Genomic DNA, 25947 nt, shown 5'->3' with positions numbered 1-25947 from the left:
AGTTCGGTCGTTGTAGTAGAAAACGTTTTAACTACTTTCTTAGGCTTTAGATCAAGAGGACCAGTGAGTATACAAGCTACAACTGTTTCCTGGTGAACATCCAAGCCAGCACATGATTCCAAAATAGCGTCCATTTGAACCCTCCTTTAATTAATTGGCGGGAGATTCAGTAACCTGAAACTAAAAGAAATTTCTTACACGTGCTCAAGGCACACTAATTTGTACTCAAAGGTTACTGAAACCAGTTTCTTTAACGGGGGAAATTCCACCAATAAACTTGCGGATATTTAACTCCCGCCAATAAGAGTATTCCAAATGGAAGACTATGGAATTCGCATGACTGGAAAACATTTTCATTCTAATTTGTGAACGCCGGGGTTCATGATTGTTTCTTTATATATTTCTTGAAAATGTCGGCATATTTTAGAGTGCTATAGGGTTAATGCAGATCTTATTAGAGAGATTTAACTAACAACGTCGAAAGTTGTTGTGTTTGTTTGACTTGACTAGACAAGGTTTTCTATTGCGCTAAGCTATAATGTTACCAATAAATGGGTAAGAGGTGGCATTATGGCAGAATGGGCAACGTTAAAAATGGATCGGAGTCTGGGAAGTAGAATCTCAGTTGAAGGAATGTTTTTCCCTTTGGTATTAGGCGGGTTGTTGGCGAGAGGAAGTATCCTAGGCCTCCATCCCTTTGGGGTCGCGTTCGGAGCTGCTTTGATATTGAGAAGAGAAAATGGATTTCCGTTTGGTCTATTAGGAATTCTTATCGGCGTGATTTCCTTGAAAGACCTTTCCTTCGCTTTGCAGGTGGTGTTTATCTTAGGGGCTTTGCTGGTGACATTGCCCTCCGTACGCAAAAAGAAGAGTCAAGGAACGTATTTGGTTATTCTAACGGGTTTGATGGCAGCCATTATTTCAGGCTTTGCCATGAGTCTTGTCAAACCAGATCTTTATGCATTCCTTTCGGTGGGTCTTTATAGTGTATTATCAGGAGGATTTGCAATCATTTTCTGGTTCGCTTTGAGCCATCAGGAGGCCATTTGGAGTGGTGAATTCCAGCGTGAGCAAGGAATAGCCTGGTTATTTATTCTCATCGGACTGATTAGTGGACTTCAAGGTGTTCAATTTATGGAAATCAATATCTCCGTGGTCTTACTAAGCTTTTTCGTTTTATTTATATCTGAACGATACGGCGCGGGCACGTCAGCGGGTGTAGGTGCCTTATTAGGGTTTTTACCTCAATTATCGTTGAGCAGTCAAACTCTGATGGATGCAGGAATTTACGGTTTAGCAGGTTTTTGCACAGGAGCATTTCGTCGGTTTGGTAAACTAGGAATTGGAACCGCTTTTATAGCAGTAATGATGATGCTGACAGTCTTCTTGCAACAAGAAGTAATATATTCCCAGCTTATTTCCTCTACCCTAGGTCTATTTCTCTTTTTATTATTACCTGGAGCTACTCCAAAAAAGGACTTTTTAAAGCCAAAGGCGATTCCCGAGATTGAAACAACTGTTTCTAAAGTAAAGGCCTTAGCTGAAATTTTTGACGAAATTGCTTTAAGCTATCAAGCGGCTGAGTCAGAGACGTTTGACTTGCGTCCAGAAGTTTCGGAATTGATGAATGTCCTAGTAGAGCGTGTGTGTCATTCTTGTCCTACAAAGGATGCCTGTTGGAATCGAGAGTTTTACAAGACCTACCATATTTTCTTTGAACTGTTTGCATTGGTAGAGAATCAAACCGATGTAGCATTAAAGCAACTACCTGTTGAGTGGAAGCGTCATTGTGGGCGTTTAAAAGAAATTTTGTTAGGGGTTCAATTTATCATGGAACAAGAAAAGAGTCAGGAGACATGGCGTCGTCGACTGGTACTGAACCAAGAGGCCTTGTCACGACAGTTTCTTAATGTCTCGCATGTCATAGGAAATTTAGCTAAAGAACTCCATACTCAGCATAACTGGGAGATCGTCAAGCCATCAAATTTAGCTCGCCGTCGCCGACATTTCCTTGATGTAGGGGTATCGACATTTACCAAAACTGGCAATTCAATGAGTGGAGACAATTATGCTTCGATAGCTTTCTCGACAAGTCAGCATGCTTTTGTGCTGAGTGATGGTATGGGTGTGGGAGAAAACGCTGCCAAGTTAAGTGCTACCGCCTTGACTCTTCTGGAGCAATTATTGACGACAGGGTTTGAACCAGAAGGCGCAATTCAGGCACTAAACTCCATCCTAGTTATGCGTTCCCCTGAGGAAAGTTTCGTAACGATTGATATGGCTATTATTGATTTGGAATCTACGAATATTAAACTAATCAAAGTGGGAGCGTCTGCCACGTATTTGATCAGTAAGGATGGAGTTAAGTCCTTTGACTCGTCTAGTCTTCCTGCGGGCATATTAAACCAGATTGATACCCCGGTTATTGAGACGAAGATGGAGAACGAGGAAACTTTAATATTATTGACGGACGGGGTACAGGATGTTTTAAAAGAAGGTACGGATTGGATTCAAGAATTCTTAGTGAGAATTGCCCTTAATAAGTCTAAGTCTCAGGAAATTGCGGAACTTATTGCCGCGGAGGCTCGCCGCATAGGTGGCGGAGCACTTGAAGATGATGGAATCATATTAGTTATCAGGAAAAGCTGTTGGAGCGATTGAGGCGTATTTTTAAGGAAAACGAGGGGATGATAATAGGAAACACGTAATCAGGTGGAGTTTTGACTCCACCTGATTACCATGAGGATCTGCTGGATAAATTTACTTGCTAGCAGGATAACAGAAATATGTGTCGAATCAAACAATTATGTCTTATTGGAACTACTCAGAATCCTAAGTTTAAAACCTTAGACTGAGGGTGCTGCAGAGTTTTAAATTCTGGCTATAATGGAGCCAATCAAATTAATTTAAGGGAGCGGATTAAAAAATGGCTTGGGATGCTACAAAACTTAAGGACTGGCAGATTGCCGAAGAGGCCGAAAAAAACATGCCTACTGTTGAACAATTAATTGAAACGTTGTCACTCAGGAAAGAGGAAATTATCCCCTACGGAAAAACACCAAAAGTAGACTTTCTGAAAATGATGGAGCGCCTTGGAGATAAACCCGATGGCAAATATATCGAAGTAACAGCTATTACTCCAACGCCACTTGGTGAAGGGAAAACTACGACGACTCTGGGGCTTATCGAAGGACTCGCTAAGAGAGGCAAGAACGTTGGTGGCGCAGTTCGGCAACCGTCCGGCGGACCTACGATGAATATTAAAGGTACTGCAGCTGGTGGTGGAAACGCTCTGTTGATTCCGATGACTGAATTTTCTTTAGGACTCACAGGGGACATTAATGACATTATGAACGCTCACAATCTTTGCATGGTTGCACTGAATGCCCGGATGCAGCATGAAGCAAACTATACGGATGAAGAGCTTGCAAAGCGTGGCTTGAAACGCTTGGACATCGATCCTAAGAATGTTGAAATGGGCTGGGTAATCGATTATGCAGCTCAAGGCCTGAGAAATATTATCATTGGTATTGGCGGTAAAAAAGATGGCTTCCAAATGACATCTAAATTCGGGATTGCTGTTGGATCAGAGTTAATGGCAATTTTGGCCGTCGCTAAAGATCTTCCGGATCTTAGAGAGCGAATTGGCAAAATTATCGTTGCTTATAGTAAAACCGGCCAACCTGTTACCTCTAAGGACTTAGAAGTCGATGGCGCAATGACCGCCTGGATGCGTAACACGATTAATCCAACCATTTGTTACACAGCTGAAGGTCAACCTGTCATGGTTCATGCTGGTCCGTTTGCTAATATTGCTATCGGGCAATCTTCCATTATTGCGGACCGCGTTGGTCTCAAAATGTTTGATTATCATGTTACGGAAAGCGGATTTGCAGCAGATATTGGATTTGAGAAATTCTGGAACGTTAAAGCTCGCTTGGGCGGCTTAAAACCAGATGTTTCCGTTCTCGTAGCAACTATTCGTGCTCTTAAAATGCATGGCGGCGGACCTGCAGTCGTACCGGGTCGTCCATTACCGGCAGAGTATACCCAAGAAAATCTCGAACTGGTTGAAAAAGGCTGCGCTAACCTGCTTCACCATCTTGGAATTATTAAAAAATCTGGAATTGTTCCAGTTGTCTGCATTAACGGTTTCTACACAGACACCCAAGCAGAAATTGACTTGATTAAGAAAATTGTCAGGGCTGCAGGAGCTCGTTGTGCTCATTCTGATCACTGGCTCAGCGGTGGAGATGGTGCTTTAGAATTAGCAGATACAGTTATGGATGCTTGCACAGAAGAATCCCAATTCAAATGCCTCTATCCATTAGAAATGCCACTGCGTGAACGCGTTGAGCTTATCGCTAAAGAAGTTTACGGGGCAGACGGCGTAGATTGGTCACCAGAAGCAGAAGCAAAGGCTAAGAAATTTGAATCAGATCCCTATTATGCCGACTTCTCCACTATGATGGTTAAAACCCATTTGAGCCTATCCCACGATCCCACTCTAAAAGGTGTGCCAACAGGCTGGAGATTACCGATCCGTGATATCTTAGTCTATGGTGGAGCGAAATTCCTTTGCCCGATGGCCGGAACAATCAGTTTGATGCCTGGTACAAGTTCAGACCCCGCTTACAGAAGAATTGACGTTGACACCAAGACTGGTAAAGTTAGCGGCTTATTCTAAGATTTTGTAGAGGCAATTCCATGAATTGCCTCTACAATGGTTCTTAGACCAAATATTTTTAGGGCCTTGAGAAATCGGGCCCTTTTTTTATTCTAGTTGAGGCGATATATGAATTAACCCTACTATTGCTAGTGATCAATTTAAAGTGTTAGAATAGTTAAGGAAAATAGGTTTGAAATTTTAATTTTTCGTAGAAGCTATAACTACAACCATAACCATAGCTTAAGCAGGCCAATGTATTTGGATTAATAGGGATTTGAATCTTTATTGGCTGATGCTTGTTTCGTAAAGGGGATTGAAGGTATGTACGAAAAACTACGCACTCACATATTACCTCAATTGATCGATCCCAAAACTAAAGTTATGGTCGCAGTATCTGGTGGTCCGGATTCAATGGCTCTATGTCATATTCTTTGGAGATATGTACAAGAGGATGAGGCAAAAAGAATTTCCTTAGTGTTAACACATGTTCATCATGGTGTTCGGAAAGAGTCAGATTCCGAGTTGCACCTTGTTCAACAGATGGCAGCCAAGTGGGGAATCCCCTGTCTAATTCACCGTTTTGATGCCAAAGGATTTGCTAAAACCATGGGTCAATCATTCCAAGAAGCGGCGCGAGAATGGCGTTACGCCCGTTGGAAAGAGGATATGCTCAGAGAAGGTTGCTCACTTTTGGCAACGGCGCATCATCTTGGGGATCAAGCTGAAACTATACTTTATCGATTACTTCGAGGAAGTGGAACTGCCGGCTTGGCTGGAATATATCCGACTAAAGACTCGATCATACGCCCTTTGCTATCGTTTACAAAAGCCGATATTCTGAATTACTGTGAGCAAGAGGCAGTGCCTTTTGCGCTCGACCGGTCAAATCAAGACCCTATTTACGTACGTAATCAAATCCGGTTGGAGTTGATACCTGAGTTAGAGAGGAATTACAACCCTCGAATTCAGGAGGCCCTTGGTCGTACAGGAGAGCTTCTTCGTTGGGATGAAGACTATCTAACTCAGCAAGTCGACCTTTTCTGGGAAAAGTACCATTTCAGAGATTCCCAGGATGCCATCGGCTTAAGCCGTGAGGTCTTTGCTGAACCGCCTGCCATACTGTCTCGCCTGTTACGCAGAGCGGCCACATTGGTCGCGCATGAACCCCGAGGGTTGGGATACTCCTATGTTGCAAAAATTATGGATTCCCTGGGAAAGATCGGTTGGATGCAGGACATACCGGGTATGACGATAAAAATCACGGCTGAGGGTATTTGGTTTAAAGGACCTGCAATATCTGTACAGCAAGATGAGGTTGTGTTTCCAGAGATACCTATAGTTCTGGGGCAGTGGGCAGAAATTCCTAATTTGAACATGAATATTGGATTATTGAAGGACTGGAGTCCTAAACCCATGAAGGATGATTCACAAAGTTTGGGGGATATAGTAGCAGTTTTTGACCATGACCGCTTAGCCCAGCTACCGGTACAACTGGTATGTCGTACACGTTGCCAGGGAGACAAAATGTGGTTTCAGGGTGTAGGGCATAAGTCCCTCAAAAAGGTTTTTCAAGAAGAAAATATTTCTGTCGAAGCAAGAAATCATATGCCACTGATTGCTTGCGGAACAGAAGTGCTTTGGATTCCTGGTGTTCGTCAGAGCGACCTTTACCGCCTTGGAAACGAAGGGAAAAAGGCTTACTGTATTTTCAAACACAAGTGCGAGTCTAATTTGAATTCATTGTAAAACCTAATACTGCATGGTATAATATGAGGAATTGCTTTGTAATGAGGCAGTTTCCTAACTAGAGAGGAGGACCATATTTGAAGGTCTTTAAGAATGCGGCAATTTATCTTCTAATAATTCTCATGGCGATTATGTTAATTAAATGGTCGACCCCTCCCGTTAGCAAAGAGATTGGAATGGATTATAACGCTTTTAAAAAGGCAGTTGTCGAGGATCAGGTTAAAAGTGTCGTCGGTGTCGTAGAAGATAATTCTACAAAGTACACAGTCACAATGAAGGACGATAAAAAGCACGAGGTAGTTGGCCTGGCCAATGATCAACAACTTGCAACAGATTTATATTCCCGCGGCATTAACTTTGTCGTTGAACCACCCCCTAAGTCTCCGTGGTGGGTCGGACTTCTAACCACAATGCTCCCCATTATCATCATTGTTGGTTTGTTCTTCTTCATGATGCAACAAAGCCAGGGTGGTGGAAACCGGGTAATGCAGTTTGGGAAAAGTAAAGCCCGTCTTGTCGGGGAAGACAAGAAAAAGGTGACATTTGCCGATGTTGCCGGAGCAGATGAGGTTAAAGAGGAGCTTGAGGAAGTCGTTGAATTCTTGAAGCAACCGAAGAAGTTTCATGAACTAGGGGCGAAGATTCCTACCGGAGTTTTATTGTTTGGCCCTCCTGGAACTGGTAAAACCCTCCTTGCTCGTGCTGTCTCTGGAGAAGCAGGCGTACCATTCTTCAGCATCAGTGGCTCGGATTTTGTGGAGATGTTCGTAGGAGTTGGAGCTTCACGAGTTCGAGATTTGTTTGAACAAGCCAAGAAAAACGCCCCTTGTATCGTATTTATTGATGAGATTGACGCTGTTGGCCGGCAACGGGGAGCTGGTTTAGGTGGGGGGCATGATGAACGGGAACAAACCCTTAATCAACTTCTTGTAGAGATGGATGGATTCAACGGGAACGATGGTGTTATTATTATCGCGGCTACGAATAGGGCAGATGTCCTTGATCCCGCGCTTTTACGGCCAGGTCGTTTTGATCGCCAAGTTGTGGTGGATGTTCCAGATGTTAAAGGGCGCGAAGAGATTTTAAAAGTCCATGCCAAGGGCAAGCCAATGACAACGGATGTAGATCTTCAAGTGATTGCTCGACAAACCTCTGGTTTTACAGGCGCAGACTTGTCCAACTTGCTGAACGAGGCGGCACTTCTCTCTGCTCGTCGGAATGAAACTCAAATTAGACAGCAGGCGTTAGAAGATTCGATTGAACGAGTTATCGCAGGACCGGAGAAAAAGAGTCGAGTGATAAGTCCCTTTGAACGGAAACTAGTTTCGTATCATGAAGCGGGGCATGCCTTACTCGGAGAGCTTCTCGCTCATACGGATCCCTTACACAAGGTATCAATTATCCCGCGTGGAAGGGCAGGGGGATATACTCTTCTTTTGCCGAAAGAAGATCGCAATTATATGACCAAATCCCAACTGTTGGATCAGGTAACCATGCTGCTAGGCGGGCGAGTGTCTGAGGCTTTAGTACTTCATGAAATTAGTACAGGTGCCTCTAATGACTTGGAGCGGGCGACGGGGATAGTTCGGAAAATGATCACAGAGCTGGGCATGTCCGAAGAACTGGGCCCTCTAACCTTTGGTCACAAAGAAGAGCAAGTCTTCCTGGGCAGAGATATTTCTCGTGATCGTAGTTATAGTGACGCAGTGGCCTACTCGATTGACAAGGAAGCACGCCGCATTATTGATGAGTGCTACCAGAATGCTCAGAATCTCATACAGCAAAATATTGATAAATTACACGCCATTGCTGAGGCGTTGATGGAGAAAGAAACCCTGGATGTTAAAGATTTTGCAGCTCTGATGGAAAAGTTTGTGGTTAATGTGGAGGCAGTCGAAGGTCGCGAAGTTTCTATAAGTTTAGAAAAGGGTAGTCCGCTAGAAATCGCTGAAAAAAGTGGTTCCCAGGATTCAGACTTGCCAAGTCAAACAGTGGACATTGAGTTAGATAAAAAATAGTGAACTCGTTCAACTAAAGTCGAGAAGCAGAGTACAGTGTACCACTCCCACTCATATAGAAGTGGGAGTCTTACTAGATAAGATTCAGGTTAGATCACTTTGAGGGGAGAATCTGAGATGGAACGTACATTCATTATGCTGAAACCAGATGCAGTTCAGAGGGGTTTAGTGGGTGTGGTGATTGCCCGTTTTGAGAAGAAGGGGTTAAAACTCGCCGGCATGAAGTTGATTCAAGTGGATCGTGCCCTTGCTGAAGCACATTATGCAGAACATCGAGGCAAGGGGTTCTTTGAACCGACGGTCAGCTATATTATGTCCTCTCCGGTCGTCGCGATGGTATGGCAAGGGAAAAACGGGGTGTTGCTGGCTCGCGAACTAATGGGATCTACAAATCCAGCGAATGCCAATCCAGGCTCTATTCGGGGGATGTATGGGATGGATATTAGTCGGAATATCATTCACGGCTCAGACTCGCTTACAAGTGCAGAACGCGAGATAGCGCTTTATTTTAAACCCGAGGAACTCCTAGATTATCAAAAAGCGGGCGACGAATGGCTGAGTGAATAAGAAAAGGGACGCCCGCATGGGTGTCCCTTTATTAAACTAAATAATAATATTCATTACGGGGTTAAGATATCCACGTTTAAGACTCCCAGTAAGTAGTGTTCCATGTTCAACTATAACTGAACGAGTTCACTTTATGAATGAAGCGGCCGCTACGATATGGGTATGGAGGTGTGATAAGTGTATTTAGATAAAAAAGAACGCGCTCTATTAGGTTTGGCCTCTGTTTTACTGGGATTTCTTTTCATAATTTTGATTAAGGCACAGGGAGTTGCGGGCAGTCAGGTGTCACTTCAGGAAACGGCTGTGCCTAGCCTAATTAAAACGGAACAAGAAAATCAACAACTCTCCACTGAGAATGAGAAGATACAGCAAGAATTGTTGAAATATGCCCAGGGTCAAAGTGCCTCCGCCTTGCTAAATCAACAAGTTCAAGAAGCTAGAATGAATGCAGGGTTAGTGGCACTTACTGGTCAAGGAATAAGGATTACTCTCGATGATTCAACACGCGTTGCCACCGGAGATGAAGATCCTAATATCTATCTTATTCATGAACAATACATTCGAGAGATTTTAAACGCTCTATGGAATGGTGGGGCAGAAGCTATTGCAATCAATGGTCAACGTGTAACGACATTTACGGAAGTGTTTTGCGGAGGGGCTTTTATCCAGATCAATGGGACCCGTCAAATGCCTCCTTATGTGATTGGTGCGATTGGTGATTCATACAATTTATCGGCAGCTCTTAAGTTTTATGGTTGGGATAGACTGGGTGAGTTTCAAGAGTTATATGGAATTACCCGTAAACTAGAGGTAATAAATGACGTCACAATTCCGGCAGGAAAACTTAGAGATTATCAGTATGCTGAACCTCTTAAGGAGGGATCTTAATGAAGCGTTGGAAAAGAAACTTAGCCTTGCCTGTCACCATGGTGGCAATCGCCTTAGGTTTTTTAATATCTCTTCAGGTTCAGACTCAAAAGAATGTATCCGCTGCTGAGCAGATTAGTGCGCAACGTATGATTCAGATGAAAGCTGTGCTGTCAAATTCTCAAGAGCAAAATGCTCAACTTCAGAAAACCCATCGCGAATTATCAGAGAGATTAGACTTAGCTCGGCAACAAGTAGGAACGGATCCTCAACTTCTTGTGCATTTGAAGCAATTACAGATGCACGCTGGGACTCAAGCGGTAGAGGGGCCCGGGATACAGATAAGTATTGATGACCGGAATAAAAAGGTTCTGTTTCCGCTCAGGACAGATGACATTTCTCGGATGATTAACACCTTAAAGTTGGCTGGTGCTGAGGCAATCAGTATTAACGATCAGCGGGTCGTTGCCTCGACGGCTATCGTCCTGAGTGGTAGTTCGACGATCTTGGTTAACCAAGTACCGATTAACCGTTCTGAGGGGATTCCTTATGAATTGACCGCGATTGGGGATCAAGAAACGCTTTTGGACTATTTTTCAAAACTTGAAGCTGTAACCCTCAAACAGAATGGTTTGACGGTAAGCATCGCGAGGAAAACAATATGTATACCATCCTTCAAGGGGGCGTATTCATTTCAACAAGCAAAACCATGGGATGCTCTCATTGAGTAGGTTGATGAAGTGTAGGGAGTGACAAGATTTTGCATTCAATGGCCCGCGTTAACCAAATCTTAGAAAATGCGGATTACTTGAGCTACATGGAAAAGATCGAAGATTTGGAAAAGGGACGTCCTTATTGTAAGCACGGCTTTGATCATGGATTAAGCGTTGCTCGGATCGCTTATGCGTATCTTCTGGAAAGAGGGGAACTTACCCTCTCGAAAGAGGGGGTTTACGCTGCTGCGCTGCTCCATGATATTGGCCGTTGGGTTGAGTACCAAACGGGTGAAGATCATGCAGAGGTAAGCGCACGGCTGGCTCTCCCCTTACTTGAAGAGAGCAATTTTAGCTCAGAGGATATACCAGTGATTCTAACAGGAATTCGTGAACATCGCAGACATCATGACGGCAATCTGACCCTTTTGGGAGAAGCTTTGGCGATAGCGGATGATTGTTCCAGAGATTGTCGTCATTGTGCCATGCAGACACATTGTCATAAGTTTAAACCTGAGATGAAACTGATCGTGTATTAGGGGAGGACATACAAATGCAAACATATGGCTTACGGTGGGTTACCCTCAATAATGTGTTAGAAGCAAAAATGGCCCTAACACAAATTGGTTCTGATCCTGGGGGAATAGCTCATATGGCGGGGAAAGCAGTAGGTAGAGCCATAAAATTAGAGCAGGTTCCTTTACGTGTAGCACATATTCTTAAACAGGAAATGCTCTCGGTGGGAGGGGATGCAGCTGTACACCGTGAGGTTATTACGAATAATGTGGAGGCCACTGATGTCATGTTGCTGGGTACAACTCGGCAACTGGAGAAACTGGTGCCAAAGATATTGGCCCAACCTTTTGGGCTTAAAAAAATTGGTCATGATTTAATGCTGTTACTAAAAACTCTCGAAATTTCGAAGATCCGCAGCTTGAATTGCCGAGGCTTGGAACTGAAGCTCGGGGAGCGCACATTGGTCATGGGAATCCTAAATGTAACCCCGGATTCGTTCTCTGATGGAGGCAGATACTTTAATCTTGAAAATGCCATTGAGCAAGCGGAACGTATGATTAAAGAAGGCGTGGATATTTTAGATATCGGCGCGGAGTCGACACGTCCCGGGCATGAGGAAGTGAGTCCAGATGAAGAGTGGCGTCGCATAGAACCAATCCTTAAAACTCTTTTGGAACGTGTCTCAGTTCCCGTCTCGATTGATACTTATAAAGCAAAGGTTGCAGCTAGAGCACTTGAAGCTGGAGCTCACCTGATTAATGATGTGTGGGGCTTGCAGAAAGATCCGGACATGGCTAGAGTTGTTGGAGAGTATAAGGCTCCTGTCATTGTGATGCATAATCAAGTAGGAACAACCTATCATCATCTTATGGGTGACATGATGAACTTTTTAAGACATAGCATTGAACTTGCTGAAGCACAAGGATTATCAGGAGATCAAATTATTGTCGATCCGGGAATTGGCTTTGGTAAAACCACAGAGCAGAATCTTGAGGTTATGGCTCGATTGGCCGAGTTCAAAACCCTCGGACATCCAGTTTTACTAGGAACCTCTCGCAAATCTATGATTGGCAAGACCTTAAACCTAACCGTCGACGAGAGAGTAGAAGGTACTCTGGCGACCAGTGTTCTTGGTGTCGTTTCGGGGGTGGATATCATCCGTGTCCATGATGTTCAAGCCAATGTCAGAGCAGTGCAAATGGCAGATGCTATAGTGAGAGGGCAGAGAGGAGTATATTATGAGGGGGCGTGACGCAATTCATTTGCGGGGCTTAGATTTTTATGCTTACCACGGGGCATTGCCTGAGGAGCAAGTGTTGGGACAGAAGTTTTTGATTGACATGGACCTTTTTCTTGATATGAGCAAAGTTGGCTCTTCAGACCAAGTTGAGGATACGATCCATTATGGGGAGGTATATCAGGTTATCAAAGCTTGTGTTACAGAGAGTAGATTTCTTTTAATCGAACGTTTGGCCGAGGAAATTGCTGGCCGCGTTTTAGGGCAGTTTTCGTGCCTCTCTGTACGGGTTGAAGTGCATAAACCACAAGCTCCGATTCCAGGGATTTTTAGAGATGTTTCCGTGGAGATTTGGCGTGAAGCCGGTGGACAAACATGAAGGTATTTTTAGGCTTAGGTAGTAATCTGGGAGATCGAGCCTATTATCTTAGAGCGGCGATTTCGGCCTTGGCAGGTCCAATGATTACGATTAGGGTAATTTCCCGCATCTATGAAACAGAACCATGGGGTGTTATGGATCAGCCTCTGTATTGGAATCAAGTTCTGGAAATTGAAACAACCCTTGAACCACTCCAGCTTCTTCATTATTGTCAGGGGATTGAACTTCAACTGGGACGAGAACGAAAAGTTCATTGGGGATCAAGGACCATTGACATTGATCTGCTTTTTTATGATAATATAGTCAGTGAGACTGAAGAATTAAGATTGCCACACCCACTCTTGGAAGAGCGAGAATTTGTGCTTGCCCCCTTACGAGAGATTGCACCAAACCTCGTCTTGCCCTCAGGAAGATTGATTTCTGAAGTATCCGGAGAAGGGAAAGTGTACCCTTTGGCACCTGAAAATTAGTACATTCAATGAGTATCAGCCACATCTAAAACAGGTACTTTGAACAAAATGTGCGAACTAATGTATAGTAGGCGATATCTAAGGAGTCGTACTGTCTGGTTAGAATTAGCACATATCATAATTGAAATTTAATGAACAACTATATATCTATAAAACCGCTTGGATCTAATTTGACCGAGACGGAGGGTAAAGAAGAAGTACCTTCACGTTCGTGAAGGCGTTTTTTTTACTAGTCAGGAAGAGTGAAACCAAGCGGATGCTCGCCAATTTTCTTAATGGACAAGTCGGCTAGGCGGAACGTTAATCTAGAGCTTAAGAGGAGGGGCGAGATGAAATTTGGAATTATTGGAGCAGGAATCGTAGGAACAGCCTTAGCAGTGCGGCTCGAAGAGGTTGGGCATGAATGTATCGGAGTTCATACCCGCAGTGATCGTTCATATCAGCGGTTTCGAAGTTATCTTAATAAAGATCATCTTTCCTTGGAGGAGCTTGTCCCTGCGGTTGAAAGTTTGTTCATTACCACGCAGGATGGTGTAATTCGCTCGATTGCAGAAACTCTCAGTGTTAGGGCTCTGATAAAATCAGGACAATCATGGATTCACTGTTCTGGCTCACTACCGTCAAACATTTTACGAGTAGAAGAGAGCTTACCTGTCAGTTGTTTGTCGCTACATCCACTGCAGGCCTTTGCCAGTGTCGAAAATGCCTTGGCAATTATTTCAGGAACTCACTTCGGGATCGAGGGGGACAATGAGGAACTTGGTGAGGGGATCGTCAAGGATTTAGGAGGAATCCCCCATAGAATCTTGCCAGACCAAAAGACACTTTATCATGCGGGTGCAGTCGTGGCCTCAAACTATTTGGTGGTACTTGCCTCGTTAGCAGTTGAGCTTTTCGCAGAAGCAGGAATCCAAGGGGAAGAAGCTCTAGCCTCTTTGCTGCCACTGATGAGAGGGACGCTTTTCAATTTAGAGCAGGTTGGATTGCCTCAGGCGTTGACTGGGCCGATTGCGCGGGGAGATGTTCAAGTAATACAAGGCCACTTAAATCACTTGTCACCTAGACTAGTGGAGATTTACCAAAGCTTAGGCTCTAAGGCTTTAGAGTTAGGAGAAAGCAAGAAGGCTCTGCAAGGGATAACCTACCCATTAGAGGAATTTGAGTTGTTGAAGTCGTTGCTTCGAAAATCGGTGCAACTGAATGACAACTAGAAAGGCGGAATAAGTAATGAGGAGAACTTCGTCTATTCCAGAATTGCGTGATTGGATAGCCTCTGAAAAAAAACTGGGGCGTAAAATAGCCCTCGTTCCAACCATGGGTTATTTGCACAAGGGACATTTAACCTTGATTGAGCATGCCAAACAAACCAATACCTTCGTGGTTGCGAGCATTTTTGTCAATCCCTTGCAATTTGGCCCTAATGAAGACTTGTCGCGTTACCCTAGGGATTTAGAGAGGGATGTCCGATTAATTCGAGACGCAGGGGTTGATGCCCTATTCCATCCCACAGTTGAAGAAATGTATCCCCGCCCCATGGTCACGTATGTTGAGGTGGGTGAATTGGATAAGGTGCTATGTGGTGCAACCCGTCCCGGCCATTTTCGTGGAGTAACAACGGTAGTCAGTAAGCTATTTCATATTGTCGAACCCGACATGGCCTTTTTTGGCCAGAAGGATTATCAGCAATATCTAATCATCAAACGAATGGTCAGTGATCTGAATTTCCCAATTGAGATTTGTCCTGTCCCGATTGTTCGTGAAGAAGATGGTTTGGCTATGAGTTCCCGTAATGTGTTATTAAAGACCTTAGACCGTCAGGAAGCCGTAATTTTGTCTCAAAGCCTTAATGAAGCTGAAGAACAGTTGCGGGCTGGACAACGATCGGCACGGGAAATAGAGAGACAGATACGAGCAAGGATCCATCAAGAGAGTCATGGCCTTATTGACTACGTAGAAGTCAGAGCTGCAGGAGATTTATCTGAAGTAACGGAGATTAAGGGCCCAGTGCTTATTGCGTTAGCGGTTAAATTTGGGACAACGAGATTAATCGATAATAAAGTAGTGGAGGTTGAAACGATTGTTTAGAACAATGATGAAATCTAAGATTCATAAAGCCACTATTACTGAAGCAAATCTTCAATATGTAGGAAGTATTACGATTGATAGCGCATTAATGGAAGCATCAGATCTTTTGGAGAATGAGAAAGTTCAAGTAGTAAACAATAACAACGGGGCAAGATTTGAAACGTACGTGATTTCCGGAGCAAGAAATTCAGGAGTGATTTGTCTAAATGGTGCAGCTGCCCGACAAGTACAAGTCGGAGATCAAGTCATTATAATTTCTTACGCAGTATTAACCGATGAAGAAGCACATCTATACCAGCCTAAAGTAGTCTTTGTCGATGGGGAAAACCGTGAGACAAAGATTTCTTCACAAGAAATACATGGGCAAAAATCCTAAAACGTTAGATGAGTTGACTTTGTACCCGGAACTATAGTCTGTGATCAAGAGAGGGCGAAAAATTATGAAACATACCATTAACGAAGGGTTATTTCAGACATTAGCTAAGGAGATTGAAATTCTCAAAAGAGACCGTAAAGCAGTTATTTTGGCCCACTATTATCAAAGACCAGAGGTCCAGGATATTGCCGATTTCGTAGGAGATTCCTTGCAGTTAAGTCAAAAGGCGGCCATGACAGATGCGGAAGTTATTGTATTTTGCGGTGTCCATTTTATGGCAGAAAGTGCCGCTATTCTATCACCCGATAAAGTAGTTTTATTGCCCGAGATGAAGGCGGGTTGTCCTATGGCGGACATGGTTGATGCCGAGGGTTTACGGGCTTATAAAAAGAGGGTTCCCGGAGTTCAGGTGGTCTGTTACGTTAATACATCTGCAGAAGTTAAAGCAGAGAGCGACATCTGCTGCACCTCATCGAACGCCGTGAAAGTATTACAATCTTTAGAGGGAAAAGATATCCTATTTATTCCGGACGAAAATCTTGGCCGTTACGCTGCAAATATCCTTGAGCGTCCAATTGAGTTCTGGCCTGGGTACTGTAAAACGCATGATCGCTTGACGAAAGAAGACATCCTTAAAGCCAGAAAAGCGCATCCCTCAGCCAAGGTAATCGTGCATCCGGAATGCCGAGAAGAAATATGTCAAGAAGCCGATTATATTGGTTCTACAGCAGGTTTAATCTCCTACGCTCAGAACTCAGAGAACCAAGAATTTATTGTGGGAACAGAGTCCGGAATTTTACATCGACTCCATCAGGTTTGCCCAGATAAAGAATTCTATCTTGCTTCAGAACGCTTGGTTTGTCCAAATATGAAAATGACAACCTTAGCTCAAGTTCGAGATGCACTTCAAACCCTCTCTCCCCGTGTTACGGTGAAAGAGGAGATACGAGTCAGAGCCAAGCAGGCACTGGACAGAATGCTGGCCTTATAAGCAGCAAAAGAGTAGGGGATGGGCAGATTGAGACGGTATTTATTCCCATGGTCCAAATCAGGGGTAAAGGTCTTTGACTCGGACGTGCTTGTTTTGGGAAGCGGTATTGCTGGACTTTATACAGCAATCAAAGCGAGTAAGCATTTACAAGTTACTGTCCTTACCAAGAAAACGATTGAAGAAAGTAATACTGAGCACGCCCAGGGTGGGATTGCGGTAGCTATTGATAAAGCAGACTCTCCTACCTTGCACTTCGAGGACACCTTACTAGCTGGCGCGGGGCTCTGTGATCCGTCGACAGTAAGGGTTTTGGTCGAAGAGGGCCCTACTTGTGTTGAAGAACTTATGGGTATGGGTGCTCAATTTGACCGCCAGGATGGGGAACTTGCCCTAACGCGTGAAGGCGCACATAGCCAGCGCAGAATACTGCACGCCTTGGGGGATGCTACAGGCTGGGAAATCGAGCGTGCTCTAGTTGCTAAAGCAAAAGACAGCCCTAACCTTACCGCCTTAGAAGGACGTTTTGTGGTGGATCTATTAGAGAATAATAAAGGGGATATAGTAGGAGCCCTAGTTCTTGATGAGGAAACAGGAGAGCTTGAAGGGCACTTAGCCAAAGCCGTAGTTCTGGCTACAGGAGGTTTGGGGCAAATTTATCGCTATACCACTAATCCCAGTGTTGCAACGGGCGACGGAATGGCAGTAGCCTTGCGTGCTGGGGCAGACTTAATGGATATGGAATTTGTGCAATTTCACCCTACGGCGTTGTTAATTCCTGATGCGCCCCGTTTTCTTATTTCGGAAGCTGTGCGTGGAGAAGGTGCTCATTTGTTGAACGCCGCAGGGCTACGCTTTATGGACAATGTTTTCGGGAAGGAACTTGCACCGCGCGATATTGTCGCTCGGGCAATCTGGAAGGAAATGAACCAAGGGCTCGTTTACTTAGATTTTCGGCCAATTGGGCAGAAACGAATTCTAGAACGATTCCCTACTATTCGCCAAACTTGTTTGAAATACGGGATGGATGTTTTGACTAGACCTTTGCCAGTTGCCCCGGCTGCCCATTACATGATGGGTGGGATTGCGACAAATTCTTATGGGGAAACCAGCCTCCCAAATCTCTATGCGGCAGGGGAATGCGCTTGTAATGGAGTCCATGGCTCGAATCGGCTAGCAAGTAACTCTTTGCTGGATGGATTAGTTTTCGGGGCACGCATCGTAGAGAAGATTAGAGAAAAGATCGAAGTAAAACGCCCTTCATGGGAGGGAGTTCTTAGCCCTGGAGGAAGTCTAAATCTAACCGGACCAGGAATTAATAAATCCGTACAACCATTAAAAGGTCAAGATTTGAAGAATCGGATCAAAGATTTAATGTGGGATTCTGTGGGTATTTTACGAGATGAGGCTGGCCTCAGGAAGGCCAAAGAATTATTAATGGCTTGGGAGGAAGACAACGTCCCAGCATGCTGTGTTGAAGACTTTGAAGCAGACAACATGTTGTCTGTGGGAGTGGCAATTGCTAAAGCCGCTTTCGATCGTCAGGAGAGTCGAGGCGGTCATTTCCGATCGGACTATCCGTTGCAGCTGGATGATCTTTGGCAGAAGCACTCTCTACAAAGCAAGGAGGGATATCATGTACGCTACGTTCCAGTTTCAGGAACTGATTGATCGGGCATTGAGGGAAGACATCGGGTCGGGGGACCTTAGTACTAGGATTTTGCCAGACGACTTGACAGGGTTGGCTAAAGTTTATGCCAAACAAGAAGGCGTAGTCGCCGGTCTGTCGCTGGTCGAGCAAGTCTTTCTGAGTGTAGATCCACGGATTCAGGTTCATAGCTTGGCCAAAGATGGAGATAGAGTGAAGGTCGGGAGGGTTGTGCTAGAGCTAGTCGGCTCTTTAAGCAGTATTTTACAAGGAGAGCGGACGGCGTTAAATTTCTTACAACACCTCTCAGGAATTGCCACAGCAACAAAACTAGCAGTCGATCAAGTCGCGGGGCTTTCAGTTCAGATCGTGGATACACGTAAAACTTTGCCAGGGTGGCGTGCTTTACAGAAATATGCGGTCAGGGTCGGCGGTGGACAAAACCATCGATTTGGGCTGTATGATGCGGTGATGTTAAAAGATAATCATCTTGCTGCAGTGGGTGGATTAACTGCGGCAGTCGAACGGATCCGAGTTCAAGTGGGGCATATGATTAAGATTGAGGTGGAGTGTGAAAGTATCGAACAGGTGAAAGAGGCTGTGACTTGTGGTGTCGATGTTATTATGCTAGACAACATGGGAATAGAAGAAATGCGAGAAGCGGTTCTTTATATCGACAAGCGGGCAATCGTTGAAGCCTCGGGAGGGATGCAGGAAGGACGTCTCCGTGAAGTTGCCGAGACAGGGATTGACCTGATTTCGATCGGTGCTTTAACCCATTCGGTCAAGGCGATGGACTTTAGTCTTGATCTTGGCGATATAAAAGCCTCAACGAAGGCAAGTTGGGAAAGAGGAATTTAGATGGTACGTCACGACATCCTTTACCTCCTCGCTGAACACCCAGAAGACTATGTGTCGGGTGAAAAGATTAGCCAACATTTGAAGGTTACGCGGTCAGCTATTTGGAAACAAATTAAAATTCTGAAAGAAGAAGGGTTTGAGATTGAGGCCCAGACGAAGAATGGTTACCGCTTATTGAAAACTCCCAATTCCCTTAATGAGTGGGTATTAAAGCAAGCGCTAACTACAACCTCGTTAGGGTGCACGATGGAGCTTGTAGATGTGTTGTCGTCGACAAACGATCATGCTAAAGGGCAGGCTCGTCTTGGCGCGGTTCACGGGCATGTTGTTCTAGCCAACAGTCAAAGTTCAGGACGAGGGCGCTTACAGCGGCAGTGGGAATCTCCGAGGGGAGGAATTTGGATGTCCGTAGTTCTACGGCCCAATTTATCCTTAGCGGATGCCTCAAAAATCACCCTTGCTGCGAGTGTTGCCATAGTAGATGCTTTGAGAGAATTGTTTCAGTTGCGTATCGGGATCAAGTGGCCGAATGACCTAATATACCAAGGTAAAAAATTTGCAGGAATCCTCGGAGAGGTTGTTGGGGAATGGAATGCTGTTCAAACCTTGATTGTGGGATTAGGCTTAAATGCAAATTTCCCAAGAGAAAAACTAAGTGATTCATTGAGCGCTATAACTCTTCAAGAAATACTCGGCTATGAAGTAGACCTCAATCGTTTGACCGCTGGAATCCTCAAAAATATGGAAATCGAATTGAAGTTGTTGGAAAATAAAGCGTTTGAAGAGTTAAGGCTCAAGTGGTCGGAAAGAGCAGTTGGTCTAGGCGAGGAAATAATAATCCTACGGGGTGAACAAGTGCTTCAAGGAGTCTTTAAGGGTATCTCAATCGATGGAGCCCTGCTTTTAGAAACCGAGGATGGAGAGAAAAGTTTTTCAGCTGGAGAAATTCAACTTAGATCCAAAAAGAGCAGCTATTTTTAAGTTTGTAAGTTCCGCTCTTGACGAACCTTTTTAGTGTAAGGGTTTTTGCAAAGCCTAATAATTTATAATACTTAAACTAAATTGGATTGCAAGCAGTTGAGATCTATTGTAAACTAAAATCCATAGAGAAGTTTACAATAGAGGGGGATTTATAGTGAATACGAGAAAATTAGCTATGACGTCTGTGATGGCGGCACTCATGTGTTTGGCAGGAATGATGCTTCACTGGGTTTCACCGGCGTTAGTTCCGTTCAGTGTTTTACCAGTTTTAGTTCTGATGTCCGGTCTTATTCTTGGGGCAGAGTATGCGGCTATGGCTATGGTGGTGTATTTAATTTTGGGACTCTTTGGGTTGCCTGTCTTTTCATCGGCACCATTTGGAGGATTCGGCTACATCCTAAAGCCAACCTTTGGATTTCTCCTTGGCAATGTAGCTGCAGCCTATGTTGTGGGCCGGGTGTACCGTGAAGGAAGCTATTGGAGTGCGATTATGGGTGTGCTAGCTGGACTGGTCACCTTGTATTTATTTGGTTTAAGCTATCTCTATATTATCTTACATTGGGTGTTGCATCGTCCGACAAGTATAGCTGGTGTTATGATGATTGGCTTTGTTCCATTTATTTTGGGGGATCTAATCAAAGCAGGAATTGCCGTCTGGGTTGGGCTAGAAGTAGTTCGTCGGCGTAGTCAAGCTACCTAAAGGGATTTACTGACCAAAGGAGCGTTATTATGATTCTTTTATTTGATGTGGGTAATACAAACATTGTGTTGGGGGTCTATGATGAGAGGGCAATGACCCATCATTGGAGAGTCTCTACTGATAAATCCCGTACTATGGATGAGTATGCGGTAGTTATTAAAAATTTATTCGATTTTAGTGGTTTGACATTTCAAAAAATCAGTGCTGTCGTTATTTCCTCAGTAGTTCCGCCCGTAATGCCCACTTTAGAAGCTCTGGTTCGAAAGTACTTTGGCGTTGAACCCCTAGTTATAGGGCCCGGCATTAAAACGGGGATGCCTATCGTTTATGACAACCCTAGAGAAGTTGGAGCTGACCGTATAGTAAATGCTGTGGCGGCTTATGCTAAGTATGGAGGACCGCTGATCATTGTGGATTTTGGCACGGCGACGACGTTCTGTGTAGTATCCAAACGTGGAGAGTATTTGGGCGGATCAATAGCTCCTGGAATCGGGATTTCAACAGAAGCGTTGTTTCAGAGGGCTTCGAAGTTACCTCGTATCGAAATGGTTAAACCGACAGCAGTGATTGCAAAAAACACGGTAGCTGGAATGCAATCCGGAATTTACTATGGTTTTACCGGCCAAGTTGACGGGATTGTGAAACGGATGAAGGCGGAGTTAGGATCTGACACTAAAGTAATCGCGACCGGTGGATTAGCGGAAATGATTTCTCAAGAATCTGATACGATTGAAAAGGTAGACCCATTTTTAACCCTTGAAGGGTTGGTATTAATCTATGAGCGGAACAGGAATAATAAGTGAACTCATACCCCCACTTCTAAAAGTGGGGGTATTGTGAAAATCGGATAAGAGGAAAAAGACATGAAGCTTGGAGATTATGATCTTGGAGTCCCGGTGTTTTTAGCACCTTTAGCAGGTGTCACGGATAAAGCATTTCGTGAAACAGTCTGCTCAGTCGGTGGTAAGTATGTTTGGACTGAAATGATCAGTGATAAAGCCTTGACCTATCAAAACTCAAGGACCTTGAGTATGCTCGACTTGCATGGAGAGGCAGAACCTAGGATTGTACAGCTTTTTGGTTCAGATCCCGAGACAATGGCCCGGGCTGCTGTATTAGCGATAGAATGTAGCGCCAATGTCATCGATATTAATATGGGTTGTCCTGCTCAAAAAATCGTAAAAAACCAGGAAGGATCGGCGCTACTCAAGGATCTTCCTCGCGCACAAGCTATTGCTTCAGCCGTTGTGCAAGCGGTAGATGTGCCGGTGACAGTGAAAATGAGGCTGGGTTGGGATGACAACAAAATGGTGGCTCTCGAACTGGCGAAAGGGCTAGAGTCTGTTGGAGTTCAAATGCTCACGGTTCACGGGCGAACTCGAGAGCAATTTTATTCAGGCTATGCAGATTGGGATTGGATAGGACGAGTCAAGCAAGAAGTCAGCATCCCGGTTATTGGCAATGGGGATGTTTTCAAACCTGAGGATGCCAGTCGATTGATTGAGCAAACAGGCTGTGATGGGGTCATGATTGGACGAGGTGCTCTAGGAAATCCGTGGCTGATCCTTAGAACTCAGCATTTTTTAAATTGTGGGGAACTATTACCTGAACCGACCAAGGAGGAACGTATCCATATTGCGTTGCAGCATTTTGACCGAGTTTTGCGTTATAAAGGAGAGCGAATAGGTCTTAACGAAATGAGAAAACATGCTGTATGGTATATTAAAGGGTTTTCTAAAGCTGCCCAACTCCGAGATGAGATTATGCAAACCAAGACGATTGAAGAAATGCGAACAATCTTCAGTCGTATATTGGAATAGGAGAATAGTATTTGTAGAAATAAGAAATATTATGGGTGCAATGCTCGTTAAGGAAAAGAGCCTAATCCTTGACAATAATTTGCAAGGTCCTTATAATAACGAGTAATGTAATTGAGGAATCTTTTTTAAGAAGTTCCTAGACTAAAGGGAGTACGCATACCATAATTGGAAAAGCGCGCTACATGAGATAAGCCGCGTAATGCGTAGGACGAGAAAAGGGAGCGAGGAAATTATGGCTGAAAAAGAAGTCATTCTAACATTAGAAGGCCTCAAAAAACTTGAGGAAGAGTTGGAACTATCTAAAACTGTGAAACGCCGTGAAGTTGCTGGACGCATAAAGCAGGCTATTGATTTTGGAGACATTAGTGAAAACTCAGAGTATGATGATGCTAAGAACGATCAGGCCTTTATCGAAGGACGGATTATAACTCTTGAAAAAATGCTTAGAAATGCGCGAATCATCGATGAATTAGAGGGATCGGATGTTGTAGCAATTGGCGCAAAAGTACGTCTTAAAGACGTTGACTTTGGTGAGGAAGAGGAGTACTTTATTGTTGGTTCAGCTGAGGCGGATCCTGGTACCAACAAAATTTCTAACGAATCACCGGTTGGTAAAGCGCTGTTGGGTCAGAGTAAAGGGTCTGTGGTTGAAGTCAATGTTCCTGCAGGTATTTTACACTATCAGATTCTGGATATTAAATAGAATACCTTTAAGGATCAAGAGAATTACTGGATAGATATAGGTTTTAGGCAATAAGTTTATTTAGAGTGCAGTGTTTCTGTAACTGGGGCTTTACCAGGTTCAGATACTGCACTTTGTTTATTAATGTTTTGATCACCATAATATGGAAATTTTATTTCGGATGTAGACTCTGCTTGTTTAGTCAGTACTTAGTTTGGTAAAATTGAAGGTATAAGCATAAATAATGGAGGAACAAAGAATGGATAACACCAATGACCTCTGGCGAATTCGCTTAGAAAAGCTTGAATTGCTTCGCCAAGCTAAAATTGAACCCTACGCGGATCGTTATGTTCGCACCCATAAAGCGCTTGAAATTTTGGAGAAATTTATGGAGTTAGAAGGCCAAGACGTCAAGATTGCGGGTCGAATTATGAGTAAACGAGATCAAGGAAAAGTCATCTTTGTTCACGTTCAGGATATTAGTGGACGAATCCAGGCTTACATACGTAGTGATGAATTAGGGCAAACGATGTTTGATCTAATTACTAAATTTGATGTGGGAGATATTGTCGGGGTAGAAGGAAAGGTTTTTCGTACAAAGCGTGGAGAGATTTCTATCCATGCCCGTAATGTCTTGTTGCTTTCCAAGGCGATGCGTCCCCTTCCAGAGAAGTTTCATGGTCTAACGAATGTGGAAACACGTTATCGTAGACGATATTTGGATTTAGTCATGAATCCGGATGTTCGCCAAGTATTTGTCACTCGGAGTAAAATCATACGGTACATGAGAGAGTTTTTAGAGGAACGAGAGTTTCTAGAAGTTGAAACACCCACACTTCATGCAATCCCCGGTGGAGCGGCAGCGCGCCCGTTTACCACACATCATAACGCTCTTGACATTGATCTATATTTGCGGATTGCCCTTGAACTGCCCTTAAAACGTCTTATTGTGGGTGGCTTTGAGAAAGTGTTTGAAATTGGACGTACCTTCCGAAACGAAGGAATTTCAATCAAACATAATCCAGAGTTTACGATGATGGAGCTTTATCAAGCGTACGCAAATTATGAAGATATCATGGAATTAACGGAAGAAATGATTGCGAATATTGTTCAAAGAGTGCACGGAACGCAGGAAATCACTTATCAAGGTCAAACCCTTAACTTCGAGACTCCGTGGCGACGGCTTCCAATGTTGGACGGTATTCTAGAGTACTCGGGAGTCGACTTTAAGACGTTGGATACTGATGAACAGGCGCGCCAAGTCGCACGCGAGAAAGGCCTGCATGTAGATGCAGAGGCATCCCGCGGAAAAATCATCAACGAGTTTTTTGAGGAATTCGTTGAACCGAATCTTATCCAGCCAACCTTTATCATTGGACATCCCGTAGAAATTTCTCCGTTAGCGAAGCGTAACGCTGATCAACCGGAATATACGGATCGCTTTGAAGCATTTATGTATGGTCGCGAACTTGCTAACGCCTTTTCTGAGTTAAATGACCCTATTGATCAGCGACAGCGTTTTGAGGCACAGGCTTCCGAACGGGCTAAAGGGGATGATGAGGCTCATATTTTGGATGAAGATTTTGTACAGGCGCTTGAGTACGGGCTTCCGCCCACGGGTGGCTTAGGCGTAGGGATTGACCGTTTAGTCATGTTTTTAACGGATTCAGCATCTATACGGGATGTCATTCTTTTCCCGACAATGCGGCCAAGAGATGAGAATACTCAGCTCGAAGAGGTTGAAGAGTAATATCAAAGAGAATTGCCCATAAACAAGACTGACCCTAATTAGGGTCAGTCTTGTTCATGGGCAATAATTATTTACCTCAGAGCTAACAGACGTTAATCCCTTACTTCTAAACTGTTAGGTAAGCTGCAATTAACGGGTGGATAAATTTCTAATGTTCAGGTGGAGTCTGAAATTCCATCTGAACTAAGAACCCAGCTAATAATAAAATCACATAGCATTGATATTAGGAGCATAGAGGAGAATACACGTCGTTTATGGGTATTAAAGTTATATTATCGGCCCTAGAGGTGCTTGAATTCTATGTCAGTCTTATGGTATAGTATTATTTGTTCGCTTGGCAATATTGTTGAATAAGAACGTATATCTAAAGCGAATAAAAATGTAAGGGTTATTGTTAAAAATTAGTATTGACAACTTAGGTTTGAAATGCTAAAATGATGCTCTGGCCCAAGAGTAATGTGCCATCCATGGTCTTTGAAAACTAAACAACAAGGACAGTCAATGAGAGAAACTCGAGAGAGTTTCAAAATAAATCATGAGCGAATCATCTTCTTCAAGTTAAGAAGTTTGAATAACTTTTTTTGGAGAGTTTGATCCTGGCTCAGGACGAACGCTGGCGGCGTGCCTAACACATGCAAGTCGAACGGAGAATTTCAATAAGTTTACTTAGAGAAGTTTTTAGTGGCGGACGGGTGAGTAACGCGTGGGTAACCTACCCATAAAGCCGGGACAACCCTTGGAAACGAGGGCTAATACCGGATAATCTTAGATGTTGGCATCAACGACTAAGGAAAGGTGGCCTCTGTATATGCTACCGATTATGGATGGACCCGCGTCTGATTAGCTAGTTGGTGGGGTAAAGGCCTACCAAGGC

Annotated in this window: 23 protein-coding genes, 1 rRNA gene and 1 pseudogene; 24 read left to right on the top strand and 1 reads right to left on the bottom strand. The window is 44.0% G+C overall.

Annotated elements, in window-relative coordinates; genetic code table 11:
- Positions 1 to 134: pseudogene (locus JL57_RS04595) on the bottom strand (IS110 family transposase); the annotation flags it as partial.
- A gap of 436 nt (positions 135 to 570) precedes the next feature.
- On the opposite strand from JL57_RS04595, the gene JL57_RS04590 reads away from it, so the two are divergent.
- The 24 genes from JL57_RS04590 to JL57_RS04475 form a co-directional block, all read left to right on the top strand.
- Positions 571 to 2661 (top strand): SpoIIE family protein phosphatase, encoded by a 2091-nt coding sequence (locus tag JL57_RS04590; RefSeq protein ID WP_034140888.1) that lies wholly within the window; start codon positions 571 to 573, stop codon positions 2659 to 2661.
- Between the two features lie 265 nt (positions 2662 to 2926).
- A complete protein-coding gene (locus JL57_RS04585) occupies positions 2927 to 4687 on the top strand; it encodes a formate--tetrahydrofolate ligase (protein WP_034140887.1) in 1761 nt (586 codons plus the stop codon).
- Between the two features lie 303 nt (positions 4688 to 4990).
- Positions 4991 to 6415, top strand: a complete 1425-nt coding sequence (gene tilS, locus JL57_RS04580) for a tRNA lysidine(34) synthetase TilS (RefSeq protein ID WP_034140886.1) — start codon at positions 4991 to 4993, stop codon at positions 6413 to 6415.
- Positions 6416 to 6492: 77 nt separating this feature from the next.
- Positions 6493 to 8433 (top strand): ATP-dependent zinc metalloprotease FtsH, encoded by a 1941-nt coding sequence (gene ftsH, locus JL57_RS04575; protein WP_034140885.1) that lies wholly within the window; start codon positions 6493 to 6495, stop codon positions 8431 to 8433.
- A 117-nt stretch (positions 8434 to 8550) separates the two neighbouring features.
- Entirely contained in the window at positions 8551 to 9000 is a 450-nt protein-coding gene (gene ndk / locus JL57_RS04570) for a nucleoside-diphosphate kinase (RefSeq protein ID WP_034140884.1), read from the top strand.
- Between the two features lie 177 nt (positions 9001 to 9177).
- Entirely contained in the window at positions 9178 to 9888 is a 711-nt protein-coding gene (locus tag JL57_RS04565; RefSeq protein WP_034140883.1) for a DUF881 domain-containing protein, read from the top strand.
- On the top strand, positions 9888 to 10598 hold the full coding sequence (locus JL57_RS04560; protein ID WP_034140882.1) for a DUF881 domain-containing protein: 711 nt from the start codon (positions 9888 to 9890) through the stop codon (positions 10596 to 10598). The genes JL57_RS04565 and JL57_RS04560 overlap by 1 nt, the downstream gene beginning before the upstream one ends.
- A gap of 38 nt (positions 10599 to 10636) precedes the next feature.
- Positions 10637 to 11119, top strand: coding sequence for an HD domain-containing protein (locus tag JL57_RS04555; RefSeq protein WP_291299703.1), 483 nt, complete (start codon positions 10637 to 10639; stop codon positions 11117 to 11119).
- 14 nt (positions 11120 to 11133) lie between these two features.
- Positions 11134 to 12348 carry a dihydropteroate synthase gene (folP, locus tag JL57_RS04550; RefSeq protein ID WP_034140880.1) on the top strand — a complete coding sequence of 405 codons (1215 nt, stop codon included), beginning with the start codon at positions 11134 to 11136 and terminating at the stop codon, positions 12346 to 12348.
- A complete protein-coding gene (gene folB / locus JL57_RS04545) occupies positions 12335 to 12712 on the top strand; it encodes a dihydroneopterin aldolase (protein WP_034140879.1) in 378 nt (125 codons plus the stop codon). Before folP ends, folB begins: the two co-directional genes overlap by 14 nt.
- Positions 12709 to 13182 carry a 2-amino-4-hydroxy-6-hydroxymethyldihydropteridine diphosphokinase gene (gene folK / locus JL57_RS04540; protein WP_034140878.1) on the top strand — a complete coding sequence of 158 codons (474 nt, stop codon included), beginning with the start codon at positions 12709 to 12711 and terminating at the stop codon, positions 13180 to 13182. Before folB ends, folK begins: the two co-directional genes overlap by 4 nt.
- 275 nt (positions 13183 to 13457) lie before the next feature.
- A complete protein-coding gene (locus JL57_RS04535) occupies positions 13458 to 14393 on the top strand; it encodes a Rossmann-like and DUF2520 domain-containing protein (protein ID WP_366556979.1) in 936 nt (311 codons plus the stop codon).
- A gap of 16 nt (positions 14394 to 14409) precedes the next feature.
- Entirely contained in the window at positions 14410 to 15267 is an 858-nt protein-coding gene (gene panC / locus JL57_RS04530; RefSeq protein ID WP_034140876.1) for a pantoate--beta-alanine ligase, read from the top strand.
- Entirely contained in the window at positions 15260 to 15643 is a 384-nt protein-coding gene (gene panD, locus JL57_RS04525; RefSeq protein WP_034140875.1) for an aspartate 1-decarboxylase, read from the top strand. Before panC ends, panD begins: the two co-directional genes overlap by 8 nt.
- A 64-nt stretch (positions 15644 to 15707) precedes the next feature.
- The gene (gene nadA, locus JL57_RS04520; RefSeq protein ID WP_045691514.1) at positions 15708 to 16634 is read left to right on the top strand and encodes a quinolinate synthase NadA; all 927 of its coding nucleotides are present in this window, start codon (positions 15708 to 15710) and stop codon (positions 16632 to 16634) included.
- A gap of 18 nt (positions 16635 to 16652) precedes the next feature.
- The gene (nadB, locus tag JL57_RS04515; RefSeq protein ID WP_291299702.1) at positions 16653 to 18302 is read left to right on the top strand and encodes an L-aspartate oxidase; all 1650 of its coding nucleotides are present in this window, start codon (positions 16653 to 16655) and stop codon (positions 18300 to 18302) included.
- Positions 18268 to 19140 carry a carboxylating nicotinate-nucleotide diphosphorylase gene (gene nadC, locus JL57_RS04510; protein ID WP_034140873.1) on the top strand — a complete coding sequence of 291 codons (873 nt, stop codon included), beginning with the start codon at positions 18268 to 18270 and terminating at the stop codon, positions 19138 to 19140. The genes nadB and nadC overlap by 35 nt, the downstream gene beginning before the upstream one ends.
- Complete coding sequence (locus JL57_RS04505; protein ID WP_034140872.1) at positions 19141 to 20121, top strand: biotin--[acetyl-CoA-carboxylase] ligase; 981 nt, start codon at positions 19141 to 19143, stop codon at positions 20119 to 20121.
- A gap of 154 nt (positions 20122 to 20275) precedes the next feature.
- Complete coding sequence (locus JL57_RS04500; RefSeq protein WP_034140871.1) at positions 20276 to 20821, top strand: biotin transporter BioY; 546 nt, start codon at positions 20276 to 20278, stop codon at positions 20819 to 20821.
- Positions 20822 to 20850: 29 nt separating this feature from the next.
- On the top strand, positions 20851 to 21624 hold the full coding sequence (locus tag JL57_RS04495; RefSeq protein WP_034140870.1) for a type III pantothenate kinase: 774 nt from the start codon (positions 20851 to 20853) through the stop codon (positions 21622 to 21624).
- A 60-nt stretch (positions 21625 to 21684) separates the two neighbouring features.
- Positions 21685 to 22641, top strand: coding sequence for a tRNA dihydrouridine synthase DusB (gene dusB / locus JL57_RS04490; protein WP_034140869.1), 957 nt, complete (start codon positions 21685 to 21687; stop codon positions 22639 to 22641).
- A gap of 232 nt (positions 22642 to 22873) precedes the next feature.
- Complete coding sequence (greA, locus tag JL57_RS04485; RefSeq protein WP_034140868.1) at positions 22874 to 23344, top strand: transcription elongation factor GreA; 471 nt, start codon at positions 22874 to 22876, stop codon at positions 23342 to 23344.
- 238 nt (positions 23345 to 23582) lie between these two features.
- A complete protein-coding gene (gene lysS / locus JL57_RS04480; protein ID WP_034140867.1) occupies positions 23583 to 25073 on the top strand; it encodes a lysine--tRNA ligase in 1491 nt (496 codons plus the stop codon).
- A 578-nt stretch (positions 25074 to 25651) separates the two neighbouring features.
- Positions 25652 to 25947 (top strand): 16S ribosomal RNA (locus JL57_RS04475); the annotation flags it as partial.

The sequence above is a fragment of the Desulfosporosinus sp. BICA1-9 genome, from assembly GCF_000802135.1.
The sequence above is the reverse complement of the archived record's forward strand: the minus strand, read 5'-3'. Positions and strand labels throughout refer to the sequence as shown.